The sequence below is a fragment of the Psychrosphaera saromensis genome (genome assembly GCF_002954545.1).
In the GTDB taxonomy this organism is placed as follows: domain Bacteria; phylum Pseudomonadota; class Gammaproteobacteria; order Enterobacterales; family Alteromonadaceae; genus Psychrosphaera; species Psychrosphaera saromensis.
The window spans coordinates 2,033,925-2,059,068 of record NZ_MSCH01000003.1; the positions used below are offsets into that span (position 1 = coordinate 2,033,925).

The following is a 25,144-nucleotide window of genomic DNA, read 5'->3' on the forward strand; positions in this document are numbered from 1 at the left end:
AAAAACAATGTCTAACAGAGATTATAATGTAGAGAGTTCAGATAAAAAAGATGCTAAATATGCATATACATTCGATTATGATGTGCTACATAAGTATATGCATAAAGCGTTTACACCTCATTTTAAATTGCCAGGGAATATCTTAGAGCTAGGCTGTTATGAAGGTCGATTTACAGAGCGTTTGGCTAAGCACTTTAACGATATATCTTGTGTGGAAGCATCGAGTAAATCAATTGAAGTGGCTAAAATTAAAATTCCGCATGCACGGTTCTACCTAAATACTTTTGAGCAAGTCCAGTTGGATAAAAAGTATGAAAATATAGTGATGACTCATGTTCTTGAGCATGTCGATGATCCCGTGGCTATATTAAAAAGAGTTAATGATGAGTGGTTAACAGACGACGGGTATTTCTTTTTAGTTTGCCCCAATGCTAATGCACCTTCTAGACAAATTGCTGTGAAAATGGGAATTATAAGTCATAACTCAGCAGTGACCGCAGCAGAAGAAGAGCATGGACATAGAATTACATACTCACTAGATACATTAGAGAGGGATGCAACTAAAGCTGGGTTAGAGGTTGCTCACCGTAGTGGTATATTTTTCAAGGCGTTAGCGAACTTTCAATGGGATAAGTTATTACAAACGGACATTGTTTCGCCAGAGTATTTAGATGGTTGTTTTAAGTTAGGTCAACAATATCCTGATTTGTGCTCTAGTATCTTTTTATTGTGTAAAAAAGGAAAACGGTAAGTTTTTAATTAAGGTTATCTACTATGAGTAGTAGAATGTTTTTAATATTCAGAGCTCTCAATTTAGCTAAAGTAGCTCAAAGTCTTCGTTTATGATCCTCTTAACTTCTTCATGACTGTTATACATGATCACATCTAATATTGATAAGTGTGATAAAAAAGGTGTTGCGGATTGGCTGTAGCTTTTTAGTATTGGATTTATAAACGTTAGCTTAAGATCATTATTAATAAAGTCTTGTTTGTTATAAAGCTCTAGCCCGCCAATTGGGTTGATGTATTCAATAGTATTTAAAGCTTGGCATAAATTTATGACTTTATCATGAGCTTTAAGCTCTGAGTTATACTTTAGCGACGAGCTAACTACTAAGTTAGTTTGTATATTGAACCATTTTGTAAGTTCAGTAATAGAATTGAATATAAAGTCGAATAGATTGATGTGTGTACAATTGAATATATTAACGACTAATGGCCACACTGTTTCAAAATAAGGTGCATTTTGATAAGTGGATGATATTTTATTTAGTAGTTTATTTTTATCTTTTACCCAACTATTAGCAAGTTCACGTTGATTGACTGGAAGATAATCAGATGCTTTTTTTAATGGTAATGTGAACATAAACTCTTTGCCATTAAGCTGTAAACGATTCCTGTTTATCCATCCTTTTTTTGTATACTCTATATCGTCATAAATAACAAAAGTATCCACCTCATTTAAAAGTTGAAAATAACCAATATAGGGAAAAAAATAGGGCTGCATAATAGCTACTTTCATTAACGCGATATACTCCGTTTAATGACATCTGCAATATTAAAAATATGATTTTCACTCAAATTATGCATCAAAGGCAAGCACAAAATTTTACTTGAGGTGGAGTCACTAACCGGTAAAACTGAAGGTATAGAAGGTTGTAAAAAGTGGTGGTTTTTTGGAAAGAAATAACGACGACTGGAGTAACCTTGTAAAGTCAGTTTTTCATTGGCTTTTAATAAAGCCTCTTCCGTTTCAAACTTTACAGGCATATACATAGGTGGTGTATATACATCTTGTTCATTTGATTGAAAGGTAACTGAGTTAGCTAATGCTGCTTTATACTGCTCAACAGAACGCTCTCTGTTTTCAATAAGCATAGGTAAGTCATCCAAAATACATAACCCCATAGCAGCATGTAGCTCGCTCATTTTTGCATTAATACCCGCTTCTTCTACTACGCCATTTTCACCAATACCAAAATTTATTAAACGCTGTGCTCGCTCGTACTCTTCTTTGGAGTTAAATACGAGAGCGCCGCCTTCAACTGTATGAAACAATTTAGTAGCGTGGAAGCTCATACAGTGGATATCACCGTATTGTAAAACACTCTTACCTTTATACTTTGATAGCATAGATTGAGCTGAGTCATAAATAATTGGGATGTTATGCGCTTTCCCTAGCTTATCAAACGCCTCCATGTCACAAGGCATACCAAATATATTCACTGGTACAATCGCACTAATATCAGAGTCGGTTAGTCGTTGTTCAATAGAGTGAGGGTCTAGGTTCCAACTGTTACGGTCAATATCACTTAAAATAACATTCGCGTTTTGCCACTCTAATGCCGTCGTTGTGGCTGGAAAGGTAAATGGCGTTGAGATTACGTTTTTACCGGATAGATTCTTTATTTTATAAGCTAACTGCAAAGCGGCTGTGCCATTACTAACAAGTAACAAATATTTAACACCAAGGAAGTCTTTAAGTCGGTCGGTTAATTCTTTTAATATAGGACCATCGTTTGTTAGCCATTTAGCATGAAAGGCTTTTTCAACGTAATGCATATATTTATCGAGAGATGGAACATAAGGCTGGGTAACCAAGACTTTTTGCTTGGGAGGTGTTAACGGTAATTGAACTACTTTCGATTGTTGCATAGCACCTCCTTGATATAGGTGTTAAGAGTATATGAGTGAAATGCTATAACTAAAATAGTTTTCATTGTTCCGGATCACTCTGTTATTAACAGAATAATTATAGCTGGATTCTAAATGTAGCCAGTTCTTAACGTGGCCCCAAGGTAAATATAAACACACAGTCTATAACTACTTAATATAGCTACTCAATATAGCTACTCAATATAGCTAGGCAATTAATATACCAGAGTTTTAGCTGTGTATGCACATATAGAGGGGTAGTTAAATCTAATCAATTATAAGATTGCGTAAAGCCGTTTTCCAACTTACGGCCAAACATCCATTTTATGATGAACATCATTAACTAACTGTGCCAATTATTTGTCGTACCTTAGATACCAAGGCCTAATACCAAACACACCAGACACCAAGCCCAGATGCAGCAGTCCAGGTAAAACAGCTCACGTACAGATGCTCAGATATCGCAGCTGGGCGATATTGTCAGTTTTCATGGATATCCACCGAAAAGCGTAAACTTGTATTAATCACCCTTAATATCTATTCCATTAGAATCCGCGAGTGACTGTATTAAATTAATGATGGAAATTACGTGGCAATAATTGCCGCCTTAGTATCCAGGTTTTGGGGGGGAAAGTATAAAATTAAAAATACACAGATACATATTATTCAGCTTTGGTTGTGTAAGCCTTTATGGCTAAAGGGGTGAGGTAATGTAATAAATATATTCTTATGTATCAGTGGGTTATAAATAACATCTGTTTTTATGCAAAAAAAAGCTAAAGAGCGGCAAGATCTTGCCGCTATCGTCAAATGGAATACTATTTTTTGTGGTCATATAATTGTGATTATTAATACCAACACGAGTTCGTTGCAGTTAACGGGATTGTTTCGTAAGAGCAATCTTGCGTTGACTAATATCTACAGTCAACTCTCGTCTGGTTATCGTATTAATTCGGCAGCTGATGATGCAGCGGGCTTGCAGATATCCACTCGTATAACATCACAAGTCAATGGTATGAAAGTTGCTATTAGAAACGCTAATGACAGTGTTTCTATGATGCAGGTGGCAGAAGGTGCCATGCAGGAAGTGACTAACAATTTGCAAAGAATGCGCGAAATTGCACTTCAAGCTGCCAATGCCACTAACGGTGTTGTTGATAGAAAAGCACTGAATGATGAATACTTGGAACTACAAACAGAAATTAACCGGATAAATGAAACGACAACATTTGCAGGCCAACGACTATATGAAACCAATGGTACATCAATCCCTGATGAGTTCGAAAGGGAGATGGTCAGTGGCTTACAAAGTACCTGGTTAGGTGAGTCGGAACAAATAATAGAACAATACTTTGGAATTACCGGCCAGGGAGAACTCAAGTTAGACTTAGAACGTGATGTCGACGACGGCACGTTGGCTTGGGTGAGCAGTGCAACGGTAGGCGGCGTAAAAAGAGTTACCTTAACTGTCGATTTAGCTGAATTTTCTGACATCAATAGTATCCATAATGGATTGGATAAGTACGGTGATGTTAAGTTAGATGAAATTATTTTACATGAAATGGTTCACGCCACTATGGTGTCGACTATGGATGACTTTGATAATTTACCAGCCTGGTTTAAAGAAGGCTCTGCTGAAGTATTGCGCGGTGCAGACGATCAGATTGAAGGAAGTACCAGTGCTGCAGTTCTGGCTGCATTTAATAGCCAAGGTGCTGCCACAACGGTAACGGATCAGTTAGGTGCTTATGGCGGCGGTTTTGTTGCAATGCGCTATATGGAATACACATTAGGCAGTGATGGCTTAAAGGATTTAATGCAAGAATTGGCTGGTGGCGAAACATTCGATAATGCATTAAGTACAGCATCAAATGGTAGCTGGACAAGTGAAGCTGATTTTAGGGCTTCATTAACTGGAGCTGCAAACGACAGTGCTACTTATGGTAGTCGTATGGAAGAGTTCATGGCTGAAGAAATGGACTCAACCAATAAAGACAATGGCGCACTTGGCGGGAAAGATGCTAGTAATGGTTTCATTCGCGAAAATGTGATGACAGGTTACGGTAGTGGCGATCGTAGCGGGACTCGTGGTTTTACAGAAAGTATCATTTTAAATGATAACGACAGTGACCAAACCGATTTTTCAGTAACGTCAAATTGGCTTGATAGTAATCGTGGCGATGTCGCACTGCAAGATTATGAGTTAAATGTTACTAGCGCTGGAGGTCGATTACATACGTTTCAGATTGGTGCTAATGCCAATCAAACTATGCAAGTTAACTTTGGCGCAATTGGCACGACAACCTTAGGGTTAGATAATGTCGACATTGTGAATCGACCACAATTTGCCATTTTTGCACTTGATGATGCAATGAAGATTGTTGATAAACATCGTTCGCTTTTAGGTGCAACACAAAACCGGCTAGAGAGTACGGTTAATAATTTAAATAATGTAGTAGAAAATCAAAGCGCAGCTCGTTCGCGTATTCTTGATACTGATTATGCAACTAAAACTGCAGAGTTAGCTCGGTATCAAATTATGCAGCAAGCCTCTATTGCATTGTTAACTCAAGCTAACCAGTCGCAAGAGTTGGCCTTAGCTTTAATTGGCTAATGGACTTTGTTTAAAAGTCTTAGCTATAACAAATATTTTACTTAATTGTGTTATTGACTCGATTAATCTAGAATCAAAAACTTACTATTCTATGGGGTAGAGCATGAAAATTAATAGCAGCAATACAACGACATCTTTGAATACGTCTTTTTCTAAAGTTAAAGAGCAACAAGAAGAGTCTATGAAACGCCTTGTTACTGGCTTAAAAATAAACTCAGCCAAAGACGATGCCGCAGGTTTACAAATAGCGAATCGCTTGGGCAGCCAATCGTCTGGTATTCAAGTTGCCATGCGTAATGCAAGTGATGCATACAGTTTAGCTTCTGTTGCTGAAGGTGCTTTGTCAGGTATTAATGATGCCGCCATGAGAATCAATGAATTATCACTACGTGCTGCTAATGCCTCAGTAAGTGCAGCAGATAGAGATGCAATTCAACAAGAAATTCTTCAACTACAAGATCAAGTTGGTGATATTCAATCAAATACCACATTTGCTGGGCAATCAATTTTTACTCAATCGAGTAATAGCCAATTTCAAGTTGGTCCTAATGCAAATACGACGATTGGATTAAGCTTTTCGAGTTTGGATGAACAAGTAGATGCGTTAAATGCTATTGATGTTACTACGGTAGCTGGCGCGCAAGCAGCAATAACGTCAACTCAAGAGATTAACGAAAGTATCGGTTCCATGCGTGGTAATATTGGTGCATTCCAAAACCGTATTGAATCAACAATTAGTAATCTAGCTAATACATACGAGCAAACAGAAGCGGCGAAAAGCCGTATTGAAGATACTGACTTTGCTAAAGCAAGTGCTGATAATGTTCAAGCGTCTATTTTGGGACAAGTTAATACTGCAATTCAATCTCAGGCAAATGTGTCTCAAGGTATGGCGTTGAATTTACTAAATTAGCCCATATTACATCTGCATCATTTAATACAAATAATGTATTTGTTATGACCTAGTACTCCAAGTTAATAGATAACAATTAACTTGGGGGACTAGGTTTTTTTATTATGTAAATTTAAGTGGAAATGTTCAGGTGCAGTGGCAGGATTTTGATTTTGAAGGACGGCTAAAAGTCCCGTTAGGCTTTTATCTCGCTGTCGTATATCTATTACGCGGCTTTATTATTTGGGTGATTTCTCTAACTTACTCTGACGACCGCAGCTTATTAATCGGGCTAATCTATTCTAATGTTTCACTATTTAAATTAACTATTTTAACTGGCTTGCCAGCACTGTTTACGTTTTTGCTTTTTTCATTAAAAAAACAAAAAGGGAAAACTTGGTATAAAGCTATCTGGCGAGTACAAAGACGAGTTCTGATAGTTGCATTGCTGTTGGACTTGTTCATCCAGTTTTATACCGTCTCATTCCATATTACTCAGGTCCATTGGATTCAGATGGTATTATTTATATTAGGCAGTTATTTGTTTTGGTATTGGCTGCAATCGCAAAGGCTTAAACGTTTTTTCAAGCATTGGTTGTTATAAAGCGAGAAGGCTGAAAGGCGATAAGCTTAGTTAATAAAAATGAGCCAATAAAAAAGCCCTAACAGAGTAGGGCTTTAAAATAGCAAACTGAAATTATAATCCAGCGTCTGCTTTTAATGCTTCAACTTTATCTGTATTTTCCCAAGGGAACTCAGGACGACCAAAATGTCCGTATGCAGCAGTTGCACGGTAAATAGGACGTTCTAAATCTAACATTTGAATCAAACCATACGGTCTTAAATCAAAATGTCTGCGTACAAGCTCAATTAATTTTTCTTCGCTTAACTTGCTTGTACCAAAAGTTTCAATACTGATTGACGTTGGCTCAGCAACACCAATTGCATAAGATACTTGTAACTCAGCTTTATCCGCTAAACCCGCAGCAACAAGGTTTTTTGCTACATAACGTGCAGCATATGCCGCTGAACGGTCAACTTTTGATGGATCTTTACCAGAGAATGCACCGCCGCCGTGTCTTGCCATACCGCCATAAGTATCAACGATAATTTTACGACCGGTTAAACCACAATCGCCCATTGGGCCACCAATTACAAAACGACCAGTAGGATTAATAAAGAACTTAGTGTCTTTATTTAAGTAGTGAGCTGGTAATGTTGGTTTGATGATGGTTTCCATAACAGCTTCAACTAAGTCATTTTGACTTATGCTGTCACAATGTTGAGTTGATAATACAACTGCGTCGATTCCAACAGGTTTACCATTTTCGTAAGCAAAGGTAACTTGTGATTTTGCATCTGGACGTAACCAAGGCAAAGTACCGTCTTTACGTACTTGCGCTTGACGTTTAACCAAACGGTGAGAATATTCAATTGGAGCAGGCATTAATACGTCAGTTTCATTACATGCGTAACCAAACATTAAACCCTGATCACCTGCGCCTTGATCTTCTAAAGCTGCGCGGTCTACACCTTGATTAATATCAGGTGATTGTTTACCTATGGTATTTAAAATGGCACATGAGTTTGCGTCGAAGCCCATGTCAGAATGCGTGTAGCCAATTTCAGTAACCGTTTTACGAGTTAATTCTTCAATATCAACCCAAGCGGTTGTAGTGATTTCACCACCAACCATAACCATTCCGGTTTTAACGTAAGTCTCACAAGCAACGCGTGCTTTAGGGTCTTGTTCTAATATTGCATCTAGTACAGCATCAGAGATTTGATCTGCAATTTTATCTGGATGTCCTTCAGACACAGATTCAGAGGTAAATAAATGTTTAGCCATTAATAATCTCACTTTGTAAAACGAAACCTGAAATTGATTTTGAGGTTTTAAATGTCGAATAACGCAATTTTAATACATAAACCTAAAAAACACCTAGAACTTTTTGCGTCTAGACGTCTATACGTTTTCATGCTTAAAGTTCAAAGTGTTATAAATTCGTTACAGTTGTCAGATCTTGTAAGAAACAGTTACAAAATAAATGTAACTTTATTTGGAATTATTAGAGCCGATACTTTATAAATGGTCTGCAAAAATAAAAACGTAAACAGGAACTTAACGAATGACGATTATTTCTCGTATCACAACAACAAAGTTTAGTATGACTAAAGCTTTGTTGTCTTCATTGGCGCTATTAACCTTATCCGCATGCTCAAACGATCAACCAGAATCGAATGTGAATTCTAAATTAGCAAGCAGTGCAGCCGAAATTACTTATGTTCGTAACGTAGAGGGCATTGACGAATACACGCTTTCTAACGGAATGAAGGTATTATTTTACCCAGATCCAGCACAGCCAAAAACGTTAGTAAATATTACTTATCGTGTTGGTTCAATCCATGAGAATTATGGTGAAACCGGCATGGCTCATTTGTTAGAGCACATGTTATTTAAAGGCTCTACAAACTATAAAGAAATAGATAAAGAGTTTAATAAACGCGGAATGCGTGTAAATGCTTCAACTTGGTTAGACAGAACTAACTACTTTGAATTGTTTGAATCTAATGAAGAAAATCTAGCTTGGGCATTAGCGATGGAAGCAGACCGTATGGTTAACGCAACTTTCTCTAAAACTGAGTTAGATAGCGAAATGACCGTGGTACGTAACGAAATGGAGCGTGGCGAAAACAGCCCGTTTAGAATGCTAAGCGCTCGTATGAGTTCAATGGCATATTTATGGCACAACTACGCAAACTCAACTATTGGTGCGCGTTCAGATGTAGAAAACTTCCCGTTTTCAAAATTACGTAAGTTTTACGATAAACACTATCGTCCTGATAATGCAGTATTAACGATTGCAGGTCGTTTTGATAAAGACAAAACCTTAGCCATTATCGAAAGTACTTTCGGTATGTTAGCAAAACCGGCAACTGAAATTGAAAAATTATACACAGTTGAGCCGACTCAAGATGGCGAACGTATTATTAACTTACGTCGTACTGGTGAAGTTCCAGTTATCGCTGCTCAATACCATGTACCTTCAGCACTTCATGAAGACACTCCTGCTCTTCAAGTATTAGTTCAATTATTATCTGATAACGCCCGTGGTCGTATGCAGAAAATGCTAGTAGAACCTGGAGTTGCATCAGGAACTGGCGCTTACTCTTACTTAACTAAAGATCCATCTTCATTCACTATTATTGCTCAAGGTTTTAAAGGCAAAGATATTAAAGGAATGGAAACTGCATTATTAGCATTAGCTGAAGACATTAAAACCAAGAAAATATCCGACTCAGAAGTTGAGCAAGCTAAAGTTTCAATTTTAAAAGAAACTGAAGATGGTTTACGTAACGTAACGTCAGTAGGCATGGAATTATCAGAATTCATCGCTATGGGCGATTACCGTTATATATTCTTCTTCCGTGACTTAGTAGAAAAAGTAACAGTAGAAGATGTACAACGTGTTGCAGAGCAGTACTTAGTTGAGAGTAATCGTACTTTAGGTCGTTTTATTCCAACAAAAGAACCGGTAAGAGCCGAGATCACACCAGCTAAAGACATCACTGAAATCCTAGCAACGTATAAAGGACGTGAAGCCATTGAGTCTGGTGAAGTATATGATAATAACGTTGAGAACATTACCGCGCGTTTACAAGAGTTTAACTGGTCTGCTGGTACAACGTTAAGCGTTTACCCTAAGAAGTTACGTGGTGGTGAAGTTAGAATCGAGATGACATTGCCTACCGGCAACGTGGATTCACTTAAAGGCTATGAGCAAGACTTTAAACTGATGGGCGGCTTATTATACAGCGGCAATGCTAAATACTCTAAAGAACAGATAGCATCTAAACTAGATGAGTTAAAAGCGTCTGTAAATATTAGTACTAATACAGTAGGTAATATAAGCGTAAGTATTAAAGCGGTTAAACCACAGTTAGATGCAACGTTAGCGTTTGTACATGAAATGTTAGCGACGCCATTGTTTGAAGAGTCTGAAATTGATATTGACAGAAATGCATCTGTTACTGGTTTAGAGTCAAATAGAAATGAACCTGCGTCAATTGCACTTGCAACACTGAGTGAATCAATAAATGGCCACCCTAAAGGGCATCCTTTAGCATTCAAAACATTAGATCAGCAAATAGCTTCACTAAATAAAGTCACTCGTAAACGTTTACAAAAACTACATAAAGCACATATGTCAGTAGCTAATGGGCATATTGGTGTGGTTGGTGATGTTGATCCTAAAGCGTTATCTACTCAGTTAGAACAACTTTTCTCAGACCTTAAAGGTTCGGCTGATTATGTTGAAATGAAAGATGCGATGAAAGATGTTAAAGGTGTTGATAGCTGGATAGAAACGCCTGATAAAGCAAACTCAACCTTGTTTATTGGACATAGAGTTAAATTAAATAAACAAGACTCGGATTATCATGCAGCGTCAGTTGCTAACGCTATATTCGGTGGTAGTGGCTTTGCTTCTCGATTAATGCAGCGTATCCGTGTTAAAGAAGGGTACAGCTATGGCACGGGTTCAGGCTTGCAACTAGACTTTAATGAACCGTACGGCTTATTTTATATGCGTGCTATTGCAGCGCCTGAAAATATGAAAAAAGTAGTTGTGGCTTATAAAGAAGAAGTAGCAAAAGTAGTGAACGATGGTTTCACTCAAGCTGAAGTGACTGATGCAATTGCTGGTGAAATAAAAAGCTTACGTGTTTCATGGTCTAACGATGGCACAATCGCTGGTTTATTAGCTGACAATCAACAGCTTAACCGTGACTTAACATGGTACACACAGTATGTTGAAAAAATGAATGCGCTAACGTTAGATGAAGTAAATGCAGCATTTAACAAGTACATAGCAACAAAAGAACTTAATATATTTACAGCTGGGGATTTTGCCAAATCAGCTGAAAAATAAGTTTCTTTATTAAGTTAATATATTGATTTAGCTTATAAATTAAATAAAACGCGATGATATTATCATCGCGTTTTTTTGTTTATAAGGGGAATATTTATAAAGTAAGGGCACATAAGGTGTAAAGGCACATAAGATATAAAGCTACATAAGGTATAAAGGTGAGTTAATAGCCAATTGAGCTGCTGTCGCGGCAAACTTGCCGTTTGTCTTGATAAGACTTGCCCAACATCTAACAGTCTGGTTAGATGTTACAAATAATAATAATTGTATAAAGCTCTTTGAAACAAAGGCTTTGTATTAACCTCTTTGTATAAAACACTGGGAACATAATGAAAAATAAAATAACGATTGCTTTGTCATTAGCGCTAATGACAGGATTAACCGCTTGTGGTCAATCAAATGTTGATACAGAAGCCACCCGTAAAATGGAGCAAGCGCAAACTAAAAATACTGTGCTAGCAAAATGGCAGGGGCCTTTCGAAGGAGTACCTGCATTCGATACAGTAAAATTAGACGACTTAAAGCCAGCATTTGATATTGCAATCAGTAATAACCTGGCGGAAATAGACGCAGTTGTTAATAACCCGGAACCTGCAACATTCGAAAATACCATTGTAGAATTAGAACGAGCTGGTTCAGACCTAAACCGAATCTATGCATACTACGGTATTTGGCGTTCAAATAAATCGTCACCAGAGGTACGTGAAGTAGCTAAAGACTTAGGTCCAAAACTTTCTGAGTTTCGTTCAAAAGTAAATCAAAACAAAGGCTTGTTTGAACGTATTAAAGCGGTTTACGAAAGTGAAGAAATGAAAACTTTACGTAAAGACCAACAAAAAATGGTTAAAGAAAGTTATCAAGGTTTTGTTCGCAGCGGTGCATTGTTAAATGATGACGATCAAAAGCGTTATGCTGAAATTAATCTTAAGTTATCAGAAATTCACACTCAATTTGGCAATAACATTTTAGCCGATGAAGAAAACTACGTTACCTATTTAACTAAAGAACAAATTGGTGGGTTACCAGAGTCTGTTGTAACTGCAGCGAAAAATGCGGCGGTTAGTTTAGGCAAAGAAGATCAATATGCTATTACTAATACGCGTTCATCAATGGACCCGTTTTTAACTTACTCAACAGAACGTGAACTGCGTGAGCAAGTTTGGAATACTTATTACAGCCGTGGTGATAACGGCGATGAATTTGACAATAATAAAATCATTGCTGAAATTTTAAAACTACGCCATGAGCGTGTTCAGCTATTAGGCTACGACAATTATGGTCAGTGGCGTTTAGAAAACAGAATGGCTAAAAATCCAGAAAATGCATTTGCATTAATGAATGCGGTTTGGCCTGCTGCGATAGCTCGGGTAGAAGAAGAAGTGGCAGATATGCAAGCCATTGCTGACAAAGAAGGGGCTGATATTACCATTGCACCTTGGGATTATCGTTTTTACGCAGAAAAAGTTCGTAAAGCAAAATACGACTTAGACTCTGATGAAGTTAAACAATATCTACAATTAGATAACTTACGTGAAGCTATGTTTTATGTAGCGGGTGAACTATTCGATTTTAAATTCACACCAGTTGAAGATGGCAGTGTGCCAGTGTTTGATCCTGAAGTTAAAGTTTGGGAAGTCACTAAACTATCTAGCGGTAAGCATGTAGGTGTTTGGTATTTAGACCCTTATGCTCGTAAAGGTAAACGTTCTGGTGCTTGGGCTACAACATACCGTAGTTTCACTAGCTTTGATGGTGTAACAAATGTATTAGCGTCAAATAACTCAAACTTTATTAAAGGTGAAGCAGGTAAGCCAACGTTAATTTCTTGGTCTGACGCAGAAACCTTATTCCATGAATTTGGCCATGCGTTACACTTTTTAGCATCAAATGTTGAATACCCTACCCAAAATGGTGGTGTGCGCGATTACACTGAATTCCAATCTCAACTGTTAGAACGTTGGTTAACCACTGATCCTGTGATTGATAATTACCTTGTTCACAATAAAACAGGCAAACCAATTCCTGCAGATTTAGTTGCTAAAATCAAAAAAGCGGCCACGTTTAATGAAGGTTTTAAAACTACTGAATATTTAGCGTCTGCTATCATCGATTTAAAACTACATACTATGGATCCTAAAAACATAGATATCGACAAGTTTGAACGTGAAACATTAGCTGAAATGAATATGCCAAAAGAAATGGTAATGCGTCACCGTACACCACAATTTGGTCATGTCTTCTCTGGCGAAGGTTATTCAGCGGGTTATTACGGTTACATGTGGGCTGAAGTATTAACCTCTGATGCAGCAGAAGCTTTTGAAGAGTCACCTGGTGGCTACTACGACAAAGCAATGGCGAAAAAGTTAGTTGATCATTTATTTGCTCCACGTAACTCTATTGATCCAGCTGAAGCTTATAAAATGTTTAGAGGCAGAGACGCTAAGGTTGAAGCTTTAATGCGAGACCGTGGATTCCCAATCCCTAAAAAATAATTGAGTAGCTCAATTTAAAGATGAAACAGTAAAGTAAAAGAGCCGACATTTGTCGGCTTTTTTTATGGGTAAATTATAGTTACAAAATTACATTGTTTAATATAGTGAGTGAATGTTTGGACCGTATTTGCATAAGTATTACCTATGAATTTATTGTAATGATGTTTTTGCTTTTACGGCTGGAGCTCAGATTCCCCATTGTTGATATTGGAAAATATACATTTATGTGACTATAGTTTTTTGATTAAAGACAAATTCATTAAATTAAGGCAATGAATGAACTTAAAACAAAGACTCATATTATTAATATCACTCATGTCTATTTTAGTCGCTATTTTGACCAATTTAACAACTTCTTATCAAGCATTTACCAAAATGGAAAGTGATGCCATTGACCAATATAAAGAGAGCTTAACGTCAAAAAGAATACTGGTTACAACTGAAATAGAAGATTACTTTTCTATTATTCAAAAACAGATAGTTGTTATGTCGAGTAACATTTCAACCGTTGAAGCTACTTCAGCGTTTACCGATGCATTTTTTAATTACCCTATTCAGACTAATACTTCAGCGCTTCAATCATATTATGAACAAGACTTTGGTGGCGAATATAATAAACGTGTAGGTAAAAGTGCAAATGTTAATGAGGTTTATTCTGATGTCTCTGATATTGCTCGCTCATTACAAAATACTTACATAGCTGAAAATTCAAATGAACTCGGTGGGAAAGACGGATTAACCTTAGCTAATGATGGTTCTGATTACGATAGTGTTCACCAACGATATCATCCAAGTATTCGGAAATTTCTTCAAGAGTTTGGTTTTTATGATGTGTTTATTGCCGAACCTAAAAATGGTCATATTGTTTATAGTGTATTTAAAGAACTGGACTTTGCTACTAGCCTTAAAAATGGTCCGTTTAATAATACCGGAATTTCTGAGGCATATAACAAGGCATTAACTTTACCAGAGGGCGAAATATACCTAACGGATTTTGCTCCTTATCAACCTTCCTATGAAGCGCCTGCTAGTTTTATGTCTTCACCTATATATGAAAATAATGCACTAATAGGTGTTCTTATATTTCAAATGCCTCTGGATCATATTAATAGCTTAATGGTACAAAAAGAGAAATGGGAAGATGTTGGTTTTGGTAAAAGTGGTGAAATTTATTTAGTTGGTGAAGATTTAACTTTACGTAGTGAAAGCCGATTTTTTATTGAAGATAAGGCATCGTACATAGCGGCGATTAAAAAAGCCGGAATTAGTACTGCGGATATTATAGATAAAACCAATACCAGTATTTTACTGCAACCAGCTGACTCTGTAGGAGCTAAAGCAGCGATAAATGGTACAACGAACTTTGACATTATTAAGGATTATAGAGGTGTTGAGGTATTAAGTGCTTATGCACCTCTTAATATCCATGGCTTAAAATGGGCTATGTTATCGGAGATTGACTTAGAGGAAGCACTACAAGGGGTTAAGCAGCTTGAAGGTGAGATCATTACCTCAACGATTTATGTTGTACTTTTTGTGGCTGTTACTTCGGTAATTATTGCTATTTTGATTGCGAATTCAATTATAAAACCATTAAATTCTCTTGCGAGACGTTTTGCTGATCTGTCACAAGGTGATGCGGATCTAACAAGCCGTGTAAGTAAATCAGGCATCGCGGAAATTGACGAGATAAGCGCTGGATTTAATCAATTTGTCGAGCAATTACATACTGTTATTGGTGGAATTAAAGATGCGGTTAATAGAATCGCAACCAGTGGTACGGAATTAAGTGTCAACGCAGAACAGAATAATGGCGTTATAGCTGAGCAGGGAATTAAATTGCACGAAGTTAATCAGGAACTAAATGAGTTTACTGCTTCGGTAAATCAAATTACGTCTCAAGCTGAAACTGCATTTGAAACAACTGAAAATGCCAAACAGTCAGCTAAAGATAATGTGGACAGATCTAACTTGGCTTCGGAAAATATAAGACAATTGGTTGAACAAATAGACATAGCAGAAAAAACAATAGAAGAGTTGCAGTCAAATGTTCAAGATATTAGTGATGTTTTAGGCGTAATTAATTCTATTGCTGACCAAACCAACTTATTGGCCCTAAACGCAGCAATTGAGGCTGCAAGAGCAGGGGAACACGGTAGAGGTTTTGCTGTCGTTGCTGACGAAGTAAGAACGTTAGCTAAACGAACTCAAGAAAGTACCATTACAATTCAAACTCAAATTGATCATTTAACGAGTTCGACCAATAAGTCAGTCGTATCTATGGAGAAAGCCACAGTCTCAGCTCAAGGTGGTATTCAACTTGTTGAGTTAGTAAGCCAAACGTTAGTGGATTTATCAGAGATTATTCTCAGTTTAGAGAATATGAATGGTGAAATTGTGAAAGAGGGAAATAGCCAAACTCAAAACATAGCCGTTATTAACCAAAACTTGAATGAAATTTCAAATAAAACCGCTCAAATGGAACAAGGTGCTGAGAGTATAAATGGCGTAGCGCTTGAGCTCTCTTTAGTTTCTGAAGATGTTAAAATGAATACGGATAGATTTGTTATTTAATACATTTGTATACAAGTCGATATGAGAGTCACCAAGGTAAGTTATACCTTGGTGACTTTCAGAAGTAATAAGCAAATTAATTAAACAAACTATCACCAAAACTAACACCAACATCTGAACACCAAATACTAATACCATTTAAGTCATCTAATGTTTTATCGGTTGGTAGTTGAACGGTATATGTTTGGTTTACAAAACGAGTTCCAAAAATATTTTCACTTATCGCAAATCCTGCAGGTGGGTGATAATTTTCATCGACACCAGCATAAACCTGAACAATGAGACCACCGCCATCATAGTTAAAGTTTGTGATCTCAATAGTACAGTCATCCACTATGGTTGCTGTGCCACTAACACTATGGCTTAAGGTACTTAACTCACCTGTTTGGCCAACCATCGCATGGCTAGATGCACATTCTCTTAATTGTACTTCCTCGGTAGTCATATCTTCTGAAGCTTCTGAGATTTTATCCTCTGAGTCGGACATGCCATCACTGCAGGCGCTAATTAGACTAATTAACATAAAAATAGAAAAGCTTTTTAAATTCACAAAAACACTCCAAATTTGTAAAGAAATAATAAATTGGTATTAAATAAGTGACACAAAAAGTACTGAAGTAATACCAAGGAAAAACTAGCAAGATGATTAACAGACCGTAACAAGCTAGATTAAATTGCAGCATTACTTAGAATTATTGTGCAGAATTTAATAACTTCATCAAAAAATATTAGGTTATTTCATTTTTATCTTAGTTAATCACTTAGAGTAATTGCTTTCATTGGCGTTTTTAGGTCAAATAGCCCAAAGTACAATTTATTATTATAAAAATATTCAGGACACATGATGACAGCAAAACGAGACTTAGCGAACGCGATTAGAGCATTGAGTATGGATGCGGTACAAAAAGCCAACTCTGGACACCCAGGAGCTCCAATGGGCATGGCTGATATTGCCGAAGTATTATGGAATGATTTTCTAAAACATAATCCTACAAACCCGAGCTGGGCTGACCGCGATCGTTTTGTTTTATCTAATGGTCATGGATCTATGTTGATCTATTCATTACTGCATTTATCGGGCTACGACTTACCGATTGATGAGCTTAAAAACTTCCGCCAATTACATTCAAAAACTCCGGGTCACCCAGAGTATGGTTATACGCCTGGTGTTGAAACAACGACGGGGCCTTTAGGTGCTGGTCTTTCTAATGCGGTTGGTATGGCTATCGCTGAGAAAACGCTTGCGGCACAATTTAACCGTAAGGATCACGATGTAGTTGATCATTTCACTTATTGTTTTGTTGGTGACGGTTGTTTGATGGAAGGTATTTCCCATGAATCAAGTTCATTGGCGGGTACATTAAAGCTAGGTAAATTGATCACGTTTTACGATGACAACGGTATCAGTATTGATGGTGAAGTTGAAGGTTGGTTCACAGAAGATACATCTGCACGTTTTAAAGCGTATGGCTGGCATGTTGTTGAAGCAATAGACGGTCATGATGCAGCAGCGATTAAAGCGGCTATCGAAGAAGCTCAGTCAGTAACTGATAAACCTTCAATGATCATTTGTAAAACCACTATTGGTTTTGGCTCACCAAATAAACAAGGTACGCATAACTGTCATGGTGCACCTCTTGGTGATGATGAAATTAAAGCAACGCGTGAATTATTAAATTGGCCATACGCGCCATTTGAAATTCCTGCTGATGTTTATGCTGGTTGGGATGCAAAAGAAGACGGCATCGAATTAGAAACTGAATGGAATGAAACATTTGTTGCTTATAAGAATGCTCACCCAGAACTGGCTGCTGAATTTGAACGTCGTGTCATTTTAGGTGAATTACCAGAAGATTTTTCTGAAAAAGCGTATGCATACGCACTAGAGTGCCAAGATAAAGGCGAGAAAATCGCATCACGTAAAGCATCACAAAATACCATTGAAACTTTTGGCGCTATGTTGCCTGAATTACTAGGAGGCTCTGCTGACTTAGCTGGTTCAAACCTAACATTGTGGTCTGGTTCTAAAGGCATTCAAGATGATGCCGCCGGCAACTACATATTTTATGGTGTACGCGAATTTGGTATGAGCGGCATTATGAATGGTATTTCATTACACGGTGGTTTCATTAACTACGGTGCAACTTTCTTAATGTTTATGGAATACGCACGTAATGCGGTTCGTATGTCAGCACTTATGGGCATTCAGAACATATTTGTTTATACCCATGATTCAATCGGTCAAGGTGAAGATGGTCCAACACACCAACCAATAGAACAAATTGCTAACTTACGTATGACGCCAAACATGCATACATGGCGTCCAGCTGATGCGACAGAAAGCGCAATAGCTTGGAAGACGGCGGTTGAATATACTGATGGGCCTTCAGCCTTAATATTTTCTCGTCAAGGTTTGCCATCTAATCCTCGAACTGCGGAACAAGTTGCTCAAATAGAGAAGGGCGGTTACGTTCTTGTTGATTGTGAAGGTACACCTGATGTCATTTTAATCGCGACTGGTTCAGAAGTTGAACTTGCGGTTAATTCGCAAAAAGCATTAACAGAACAAGGGATAAAAGCCCGTGTTGTCTCTATGCCTTGTACTAACTTGTTCGACCAACAAGATGAAGAATACAAACAGTCAGTGCTACCAAATACAGTGGTTAAACGTGTTGCAATTGAAGCTGCGCATGTAGATTACTGGGCAAAATACGTAGGTTTCTCTGGCGCAGTTGTTGGCATGAGTACCTTTGGTGAATCAGCACCAGGTAACGTATTGCTAGAATATTTCGGCTTTACTGTCGATAACGTTGTTAAAACAGTAAAAGGTTTATAATCACTAAAATTGATTTAGTTGGTTTTATAAACAGAGAAAGCAGAAACAAAAAAAAGCGGGTATAATACACCCGCTTTTTGCATGTTACATGCTCAGTGCCAAGCCAGTTATGGTGTTGGCATTACAATTACCAATAATGGAAATTCAATGACTCAACAAGCTCGTCCGATTAATGTAGCCATCAATGGTTTTGGTCGTATTGGTCGTAATGTATTACGTGCAGTTTATGAAACCTCCCGTCAGTCGTTAATCAATATTGTGGCGATTAATGAACTTGCGGAGCCTGAAGGCATTGCTCATTTATTAAAGTACGATACCTCCCATGGTAAATTTGGTTTTGACGTTAAATTAGACGCGGATAAAAACTTACTGGTAGAGAATCGAAAAATAGAATTATTGTCAGTCAAAAAATTGGCTGACTTACCATGGCAACGTCTTAATGTTGATGTGGTATTAGACTGTACTGGCGTTTATAAAAACCAAGAAGACGGTCAAGCCCATATAAAATCTGGGGCAAAAAAAGTTATATTCTCGCACCCAGGCGATAACGATATTGATGCTACTATTATTTACGGTATTAATCATTTGTCGCTCACTCAAGACGATAATGTCATTTCCAATGGTTCTTGTACTACAAACTGTATAGTCCCTGTAATAAAAGCATTAGATGATGCCTTTGGTGTCGATAGCGGCACAATTACTACTATTCATTCATCAATGCACGACCAACAAGTGATTGATGCTTATCATCCCGATTTACGCAGAACCCGTGCTGCCAGCCAAAGCATTATTCCGGTAGACACTAAGTTAGCGGCTGGAATTGAACGCATAATGCCGCAATTTGCCGGACGTTTTGAAGCTATAGCTGTCCGTGTTCCAACCATTAATGTTACGGCAATGGACTTAAGTGTTTATGTTAATGTTGACGTGGATATCGCAAAAGTGAATCAGGCGATTAACAAAGCACTCTCCAATGGCTTAAGTGGAATCTTGGCTTACACAGAAGAGCCTTTAGTCTCTGTCGATTTTAATCACGACCCACATTCCGCCATTGTTGACGGTAATCAAACTAGAGTGAGTCATAAGCGACTAATTAAAGTGCTAGCCTGGTGTGACAATGAATGGGGCTTTGCCAACAGAATGATAGATACAACATTAGAATTAAAAAAATACCTAAATTAATAATAAAATTATAAATCGCTAGTTGTATTAGTGTTTATTCAAAAAAATAAAAGGAATGAATATGTCAGTATTAAAAATGGCCGAATTAGACTTACAAGGTAAAACGGTTTTAATTCGTGAAGATCTTAATGTACCGGTTAAAGATGGCGCTGTGACCTCAGCGGTTCGTATTAATTCTGCGTTACCAACAATAAAATTAGCACTAGAGAAAGGCGCTAAAGTTCTTGTTATGTCTCACCTAGGTCGTCCAGTTGAAGGCGAATACGATGACGAGTTTTCATTAGCGCCCGTTGCGACTTATTTAGCGGGTAAATTACCGGTTCCTGTTCGTTTAGAAAAAGACTATTTAAACGGCGTTGAAGCAAAAGCCAGCGAAGTTGTTGTTCTTGAAAACGTTCGTTTTAACGTTGGCGAGAAGAAAAATACTGATGAATTAGCAAAGCAATACGCTGCGTTATGTGATGTATTTGTTATGGATGCATTTGGTACGGCTCACCGTGCGCAAGGTTCTACTCACGGTGTGGCTAAATTTGCTCCTGTCGCGTGTGCAGGCCCATTATTATCAGCAGAGTTAGAAGCATTAGGTAAAGCATTAGATAATCCAGCTAGGCCTTTAGTGGCGGTCGTTGGTGGTTCAAAAGTGTCAACTAAGTTAACGGTTTTAGAGTCGTTATCTAAAATTTGTGATCAGCTTATTGTTGGTGGCGGAATCTCAAATACCTTTGTTGCCGCTCGTGGTTACAACGTAGGTAAATCTTTATATGAAAAAGACTTAATTCCTCAAGCACAAAAATTAATGGCTGACTTAGACATTCCTGAAGTAACAGACGTACGTGTTGGTACTGAGTTTTCAGAAACCGCTGTGGCAACTATTAAACCAGTTGATCAAGTATTGGATAATGAAGAGATCATGGACTTAGGCCCAGACTCAGCACAAGCACTTGCCGATATTTTAAAAGATGCAAAAACCATTTTATGGAATGGCCCTTGTGGAGTATTTGAATTTGATAACTTCTCTAAAGGTACTGAAGTCGTTGCTCAAGCAATTGCCGACAGTGATGCGTTTTCAGTAGCTGGTGGCGGTGATACGTTAGCGGCAATCGACAAATATGGTCTATCGGATAAAATCTCTTACATCTCTACAGGTGGCGGTGCATTCTTAGAGTTTGTAGAAGGTAAAGTATTACCAGCGGTTGAAATTCTAGAGCAACGCGCTAAGTCTTAATTATTATCTGATAAAATGTATAAACAAATAAAAAGCCGTTAATACTCTGAAATACTTCAGGGCATTAACGGCTTTTTTGATTTCAACATAAGCTTTTGTAACTGTCTCTAGTTACTTTTCTAATTACTTTTCCAAGTACTCAGCGAGTGCTTCACTGCCGCCAATGTGTTTACCTTCAACAAAGACTTGAGGAACCGTTTCTTTACCTGTCATCGCTTTTAAGCTGGTTAAACTGGCATCTTTACCTAATTTAATTTCTTCAAAGCTGTAACCTGCATTGGTTAACATTTCTTTTGCCGCTACACAAAATGGGCAGTCAGGTTTAGTGAATAAAGAAATTGCCTGCGGTTTTGCAGCTGTTGGATTTATGTATTCCAACATAGTATCCGCATCAGAAACTTCAAACGGGTCACCTGGCTTTTGCGGCTCTATAAACATTTTTTCAATGACGCCGTTTTTAACTAACATGGAATATCTCCATGAACGCTTACCAAAGCCCACTTGCGACATATCAACTAACATGCCCATTTTGTCGGTGAACTCACCATTACCGTCAGGGAACATAGTAATATTTTGAGCTTCTTGATCTTTAGCCCATGCATTCATCACAAAACTGTCGTTTACCGAAACACAAACAATCTCGTCTACGCCATTTTTATTTAACGTTGCCGCTAATTCGTTATAACGCGGTAAGTGAGTTGAGCTACATGTTGGTGTAAATGCACCTGGTAAAGAGAACACAATAACTGTCTTGTCTTTAAATAACGACTCTGTATTAATTGTTGCCCAATCGTTATCCGCACGAACTGGAATTGTTACATTTGGGATGGTTTGACCTTCATTTGATTTAAACATTCTACTAACCTCTTATTTAGTTTATGTGATTATAGTAAAGCCCCTGAGTAATTTAATAAAGTTGTTAAAATAGATAGTTGTAACATGTAAAAGCGATTAACTTCACTTTTATATATCGAATAACCAAATAGTGACTTTTGTGTCATTAATTTGTAGATTGTTGACTGTATTAAATTTAGCTAAATTAACTGTTGATTTGTGGACGTTTAGATGGCTATATGTGTTAAGTGATTTTTTAGCTAGGTGCATATTATGAGTTTTGATCAAGTTGTAGATAGAACAGGTACGTTTTCTTTTAAGTGGGAACGTTATAAAGGCAAAGATATTTTGCCGCTTTGGGTGGCAGATTCAGAATTCAAATGCGCGCCTGCAATAATAGACGCATTACATAAACGTGTTGAACATGGTGTTTATGGTTATCATTTACCTGTTGAATATCAGCCGGCTAATGATGCGGTGGTTAGATGGTTAAACGACAAACACGACTGGCAAATTAAGCCTGAATGGATTGTTTGGACTCCGGGCGTTGTGCCTGCTTTTAATGTAGCTTGTAAAGCATATTGTGAAGCTGGAGATAAAGTCCTTATCCAAGTACCAAACTACCCACCTATGTTTGCCGCTCCAGGGAATAACGGCTTAGTGCGTGAAGAAATTGGTACTGTGTTAGAAGATGGCCGCTGGACGTTAGACTTCAAACAATTAGAAGCTCAAGCAGCAGATCCAAAAACTAAATTGTTTATTATGTGTAATCCAATGAATCCAGTCGGCACGGTTATGACGGCTGAAGAGTTGGCTAAAGTGGAAGATATCTGCTTAAAACATAATGTAGTGTTGTGCTCTGACGAAATTCATTGTGACTTGATTTTGGATGAAAGCGTAAAGCATATTCCGGCAGGAAAGTTAGCGAACATAGGTTCACAAACGATCACGCTAATGGCAGCGAGTAAAACCTTTAATGTAGCAGGGCTAGGAACGTCATTTGCGATTATTCCAGATGCTAAAGTACGTTCACAGTTTACTAAAGCCTGCGCAGGTATTATGCCTTGGGTTAACTTTATGGGGCTAGTTGCTACCGAAGTGGCGTTTACTCAATGTGATGATTGGCATCAAGCACAGCTAGCATATTTAAGAGGCAACTTAGATTATGTGGTTGAGCAAATAGAGAAGTTAGATGGACTTTCAATAATAAAACCTCAAGCGACGTTCTTAGCTTGGATAGATGCATCAGGCTTGCAAGTAGATAACGTGCATAAATACATGGAGTCAAAAGGAGTAGGGCCGTCACCAGGTAAAGACTTTGGTTGGCCGCAGTTTACTCGAATTAACTTTGGCTGCCCTCGTAGTATGTTAGAGCAAGCATTTGAGCGCTTAAGTAAATAACCGCAAAATCAATGCTAAATAAAAGCCGTACATTGTTACATCACAATTTACGGCTTTTTTGTATCACGGAGAAATGAGTCCAGAAGTACAAGACTGGAAATCCAAGTACGATATAAGTCGGCTACAAAAAAGTAGCGATATCCTCTAACGACTTTTTGACTTGAGCATGATGTGGCACAGTAGCATCGTTGGCAGGGTAACCTGCAATGATCAACATGTACGGGCGATCTTCGTCAGGACGTTGGCATATTTTTGATAAAAAATGCATAGGTTTCGGTGTGTGGGTCAAGGTCACTAAACCTGCATTGTGTAATGCGTTGATTAAAAATCCAGTTGCAATACCAACGGATTCATGGACATAGTAGTTCGTGTTTTTGTCGTCTGCGTTTATCCCGCCTTTTTTCTGACTAAACACGGCAATTAACCAAGGTGCGTGTTCTAAATAAGGTTTGTTTGAGTCTGTGCCTAGCGGTTTTAATGCTTCCAACCATTCTTCGCCAGCTCGGCCTTGATAAAAACCACGTTCATGCTGCTCAGCTTGCTCTCTAACTTGGCGTTTAACGTCACTAGAGTGGATGGCTGTAAAATGCCAGGGCTGATGATTAGCTCCACTTGGCGCGGTTCCAGCGGCTTTAATACAATTCTCTATAATAGCTTGGTCAACGGGACGGTTACTGAAACTACGAATGCTGTGTCTGCGTTTTATATCGAGATAAAACTGTTCAGAGCGTGCTAGCATTTCGTTTGCTGGGTATTCAATATAATCGGTTAGTGGTGTTGAGTCGTGGTCTTGCATTTAAGTACTCCGTGATTTAATCGTTTATAGAATAACGATTTAACCACGGTTGATGCAAGTTAGTATTTGCTCAGAGTGTCAGGGGTAAAGTCATCGGTTGTGATGGTTAACTTTAACGATTCAATTTTATTATCTAACTCTTCGGCTTGTCTGTTTAATGAGCTGATGGTAATTGTATTGTCATCTAAGTTGTATAATTGAAAACAAGCTTTGTAATAGAAGTACATTATTTGAATGGCAACAATGTCGTTTTCCTCTACTGCTGCATTTATCTTTTTATTTTTTCTATGGATCAGATTAAGAACCTGTTTTAAATCCCACACATAAACAACTTCATACATAAAAGGGTGGCTTTTATATTTTGAAAGTAGTGACGCTATGATGATAACGGCAATAACCACACCGGAAAGATTTATCCAGAAATGGGACGTTTCACCATCATTGACCAGATAAATAATTGAGCTTGAAATTGAAAGTGACAAAACTATTAGCGCAATTATGCTGGCGATAATGATCTTGTTTAGGTGTTTTCTGTATTTGGTTTTATCTATATTATGTAGTTTCATATTCTTAGTTTTTACATGTTAGCTATAAGTGATTAGACTTAACTTATCAAAGTGAACTGAGTATACATTAAGCTATCTTGCTAAAGTACTCTAACTGACTTTTTACTTGTATAAGTAAAGTGGCTATATAACACGATGAAAAAACA

Annotated in this window: 18 protein-coding genes; 11 read left to right on the top strand and 7 right to left on the bottom strand. The window is 37.7% G+C overall.

Going from position 1 to position 25,144, the window contains the following annotated elements; genetic code table 11:
* Window positions 1-7: 7 nt before the first annotated feature.
* Entirely contained in the window at window positions 8-751 is a 744-nt protein-coding gene (locus BTO11_RS09125) for a class I SAM-dependent methyltransferase (RefSeq protein WP_105052317.1), read from the top strand.
* A 66-nt stretch (window positions 752-817) separates the two neighbouring features.
* On the opposite strand, the gene BTO11_RS09130 is transcribed toward BTO11_RS09125, so the two are convergent.
* Both BTO11_RS09130 and BTO11_RS09135 read right to left on the bottom strand, forming a co-directional pair.
* Window positions 818-1,522 carry a WbqC family protein gene (locus tag BTO11_RS09130; RefSeq protein WP_105052318.1) on the bottom strand — a complete coding sequence of 235 codons (705 nt, stop codon included), beginning with the start codon at window positions 1,520-1,522 and terminating at the stop codon, window positions 818-820.
* Entirely contained in the window at window positions 1,522-2,655 is a 1,134-nt protein-coding gene (locus tag BTO11_RS09135; protein WP_105052319.1) for a DegT/DnrJ/EryC1/StrS family aminotransferase, read from the bottom strand. The genes BTO11_RS09130 and BTO11_RS09135 overlap by 1 nt, the downstream gene beginning before the upstream one ends.
* Window positions 2,656-3,418: 763 nt before the next feature.
* Between BTO11_RS09135 and BTO11_RS09140 the strand changes: the two genes are divergently transcribed.
* The 3 genes from BTO11_RS09140 to BTO11_RS16710 all read left to right on the top strand — a co-directional run bounded on the left by BTO11_RS09140 (window position 3,419) and on the right by BTO11_RS16710 (window position 6,765).
* Window positions 3,419-5,269: a flagellinolysin gene (locus BTO11_RS09140; protein WP_105052320.1), complete on the top strand. Its 1,851-nt coding sequence runs from the start codon at window positions 3,419-3,421 to the stop codon at window positions 5,267-5,269.
* Window positions 5,270-5,372: 103 nt separating this feature from the next.
* Window positions 5,373-6,182 carry a flagellin N-terminal helical domain-containing protein gene (locus BTO11_RS09145; RefSeq protein ID WP_105052321.1) on the top strand — a complete coding sequence of 270 codons (810 nt, stop codon included), beginning with the start codon at window positions 5,373-5,375 and terminating at the stop codon, window positions 6,180-6,182.
* Between the two features lie 130 nt (window positions 6,183-6,312).
* The gene (locus tag BTO11_RS16710) at window positions 6,313-6,765 is read left to right on the top strand and encodes a DUF2919 family protein (RefSeq protein WP_105052322.1); all 453 of its coding nucleotides are present in this window, start codon (window positions 6,313-6,315) and stop codon (window positions 6,763-6,765) included.
* 93 nt (window positions 6,766-6,858) lie between these two features.
* On the opposite strand, the gene metK is transcribed toward BTO11_RS16710, so the two are convergent.
* Window positions 6,859-8,010 (bottom strand): methionine adenosyltransferase, encoded by a 1,152-nt coding sequence (metK, locus tag BTO11_RS09155; RefSeq protein ID WP_105052323.1) that lies wholly within the window; start codon window positions 8,008-8,010, stop codon window positions 6,859-6,861.
* Between the two features lie 280 nt (window positions 8,011-8,290).
* Here metK and BTO11_RS09160 point away from each other — a divergent pair, with 280 nt between their 5' ends.
* From BTO11_RS09160 to BTO11_RS09170, 3 genes are all read left to right on the top strand, one after another.
* Entirely contained in the window at window positions 8,291-11,092 is a 2,802-nt protein-coding gene (locus BTO11_RS09160; RefSeq protein ID WP_105052324.1) for a M16 family metallopeptidase, read from the top strand.
* A gap of 368 nt (window positions 11,093-11,460) precedes the next feature.
* A complete protein-coding gene (locus BTO11_RS09165) occupies window positions 11,461-13,584 on the top strand; it encodes a M3 family metallopeptidase (RefSeq protein ID WP_373295191.1) in 2,124 nt (707 codons plus the stop codon).
* 276 nt (window positions 13,585-13,860) lie between these two features.
* Window positions 13,861-16,158: a methyl-accepting chemotaxis protein gene (locus BTO11_RS09170; protein WP_105052326.1), complete on the top strand. Its 2,298-nt coding sequence runs from the start codon at window positions 13,861-13,863 to the stop codon at window positions 16,156-16,158.
* Window positions 16,159-16,234: 76 nt separating this feature from the next.
* On the opposite strand, the gene BTO11_RS09175 is transcribed toward BTO11_RS09170, so the two are convergent.
* Window positions 16,235-16,708, bottom strand: coding sequence for a DM13 domain-containing protein (locus BTO11_RS09175; protein WP_105052327.1), 474 nt, complete (start codon window positions 16,706-16,708; stop codon window positions 16,235-16,237).
* A gap of 294 nt (window positions 16,709-17,002) precedes the next feature.
* Here BTO11_RS09175 and tkt point away from each other — a divergent pair, with 294 nt between their 5' ends.
* From tkt to BTO11_RS09190, 3 genes are all read left to right on the top strand, one after another.
* The gene (gene tkt / locus BTO11_RS09180) at window positions 17,003-18,994 is read left to right on the top strand and encodes a transketolase (protein ID WP_105052328.1); all 1,992 of its coding nucleotides are present in this window, start codon (window positions 17,003-17,005) and stop codon (window positions 18,992-18,994) included.
* Window positions 18,995-19,141: 147 nt separating this feature from the next.
* Entirely contained in the window at window positions 19,142-20,176 is a 1,035-nt protein-coding gene (gene epd, locus BTO11_RS09185; protein WP_105053718.1) for an erythrose-4-phosphate dehydrogenase, read from the top strand.
* A 61-nt stretch (window positions 20,177-20,237) separates the two neighbouring features.
* On the top strand, window positions 20,238-21,401 hold the full coding sequence (locus BTO11_RS09190; protein WP_105052329.1) for a phosphoglycerate kinase: 1,164 nt from the start codon (window positions 20,238-20,240) through the stop codon (window positions 21,399-21,401).
* Between the two features lie 123 nt (window positions 21,402-21,524).
* Here BTO11_RS09190 and BTO11_RS09195 read toward each other — a convergent pair whose 3' ends face one another.
* Entirely contained in the window at window positions 21,525-22,256 is a 732-nt protein-coding gene (locus BTO11_RS09195) for a glutathione peroxidase (RefSeq protein ID WP_105052330.1), read from the bottom strand.
* A gap of 252 nt (window positions 22,257-22,508) precedes the next feature.
* Here BTO11_RS09195 and BTO11_RS09200 point away from each other — a divergent pair, with 252 nt between their 5' ends.
* Window positions 22,509-23,636: a MalY/PatB family protein gene (locus BTO11_RS09200; RefSeq protein ID WP_105052331.1), complete on the top strand. Its 1,128-nt coding sequence runs from the start codon at window positions 22,509-22,511 to the stop codon at window positions 23,634-23,636.
* 121 nt (window positions 23,637-23,757) lie between these two features.
* Here BTO11_RS09200 and BTO11_RS09205 read toward each other — a convergent pair whose 3' ends face one another.
* Window positions 23,758-24,432 (bottom strand): nitroreductase family protein, encoded by a 675-nt coding sequence (locus tag BTO11_RS09205; protein WP_105052332.1) that lies wholly within the window; start codon window positions 24,430-24,432, stop codon window positions 23,758-23,760.
* 59 nt (window positions 24,433-24,491) lie between these two features.
* Entirely contained in the window at window positions 24,492-24,998 is a 507-nt protein-coding gene (locus BTO11_RS09210; RefSeq protein WP_105052333.1) for a DUF3087 family protein, read from the bottom strand.
* Between the last annotated feature and the right edge of the window lie 146 nt (window positions 24,999-25,144).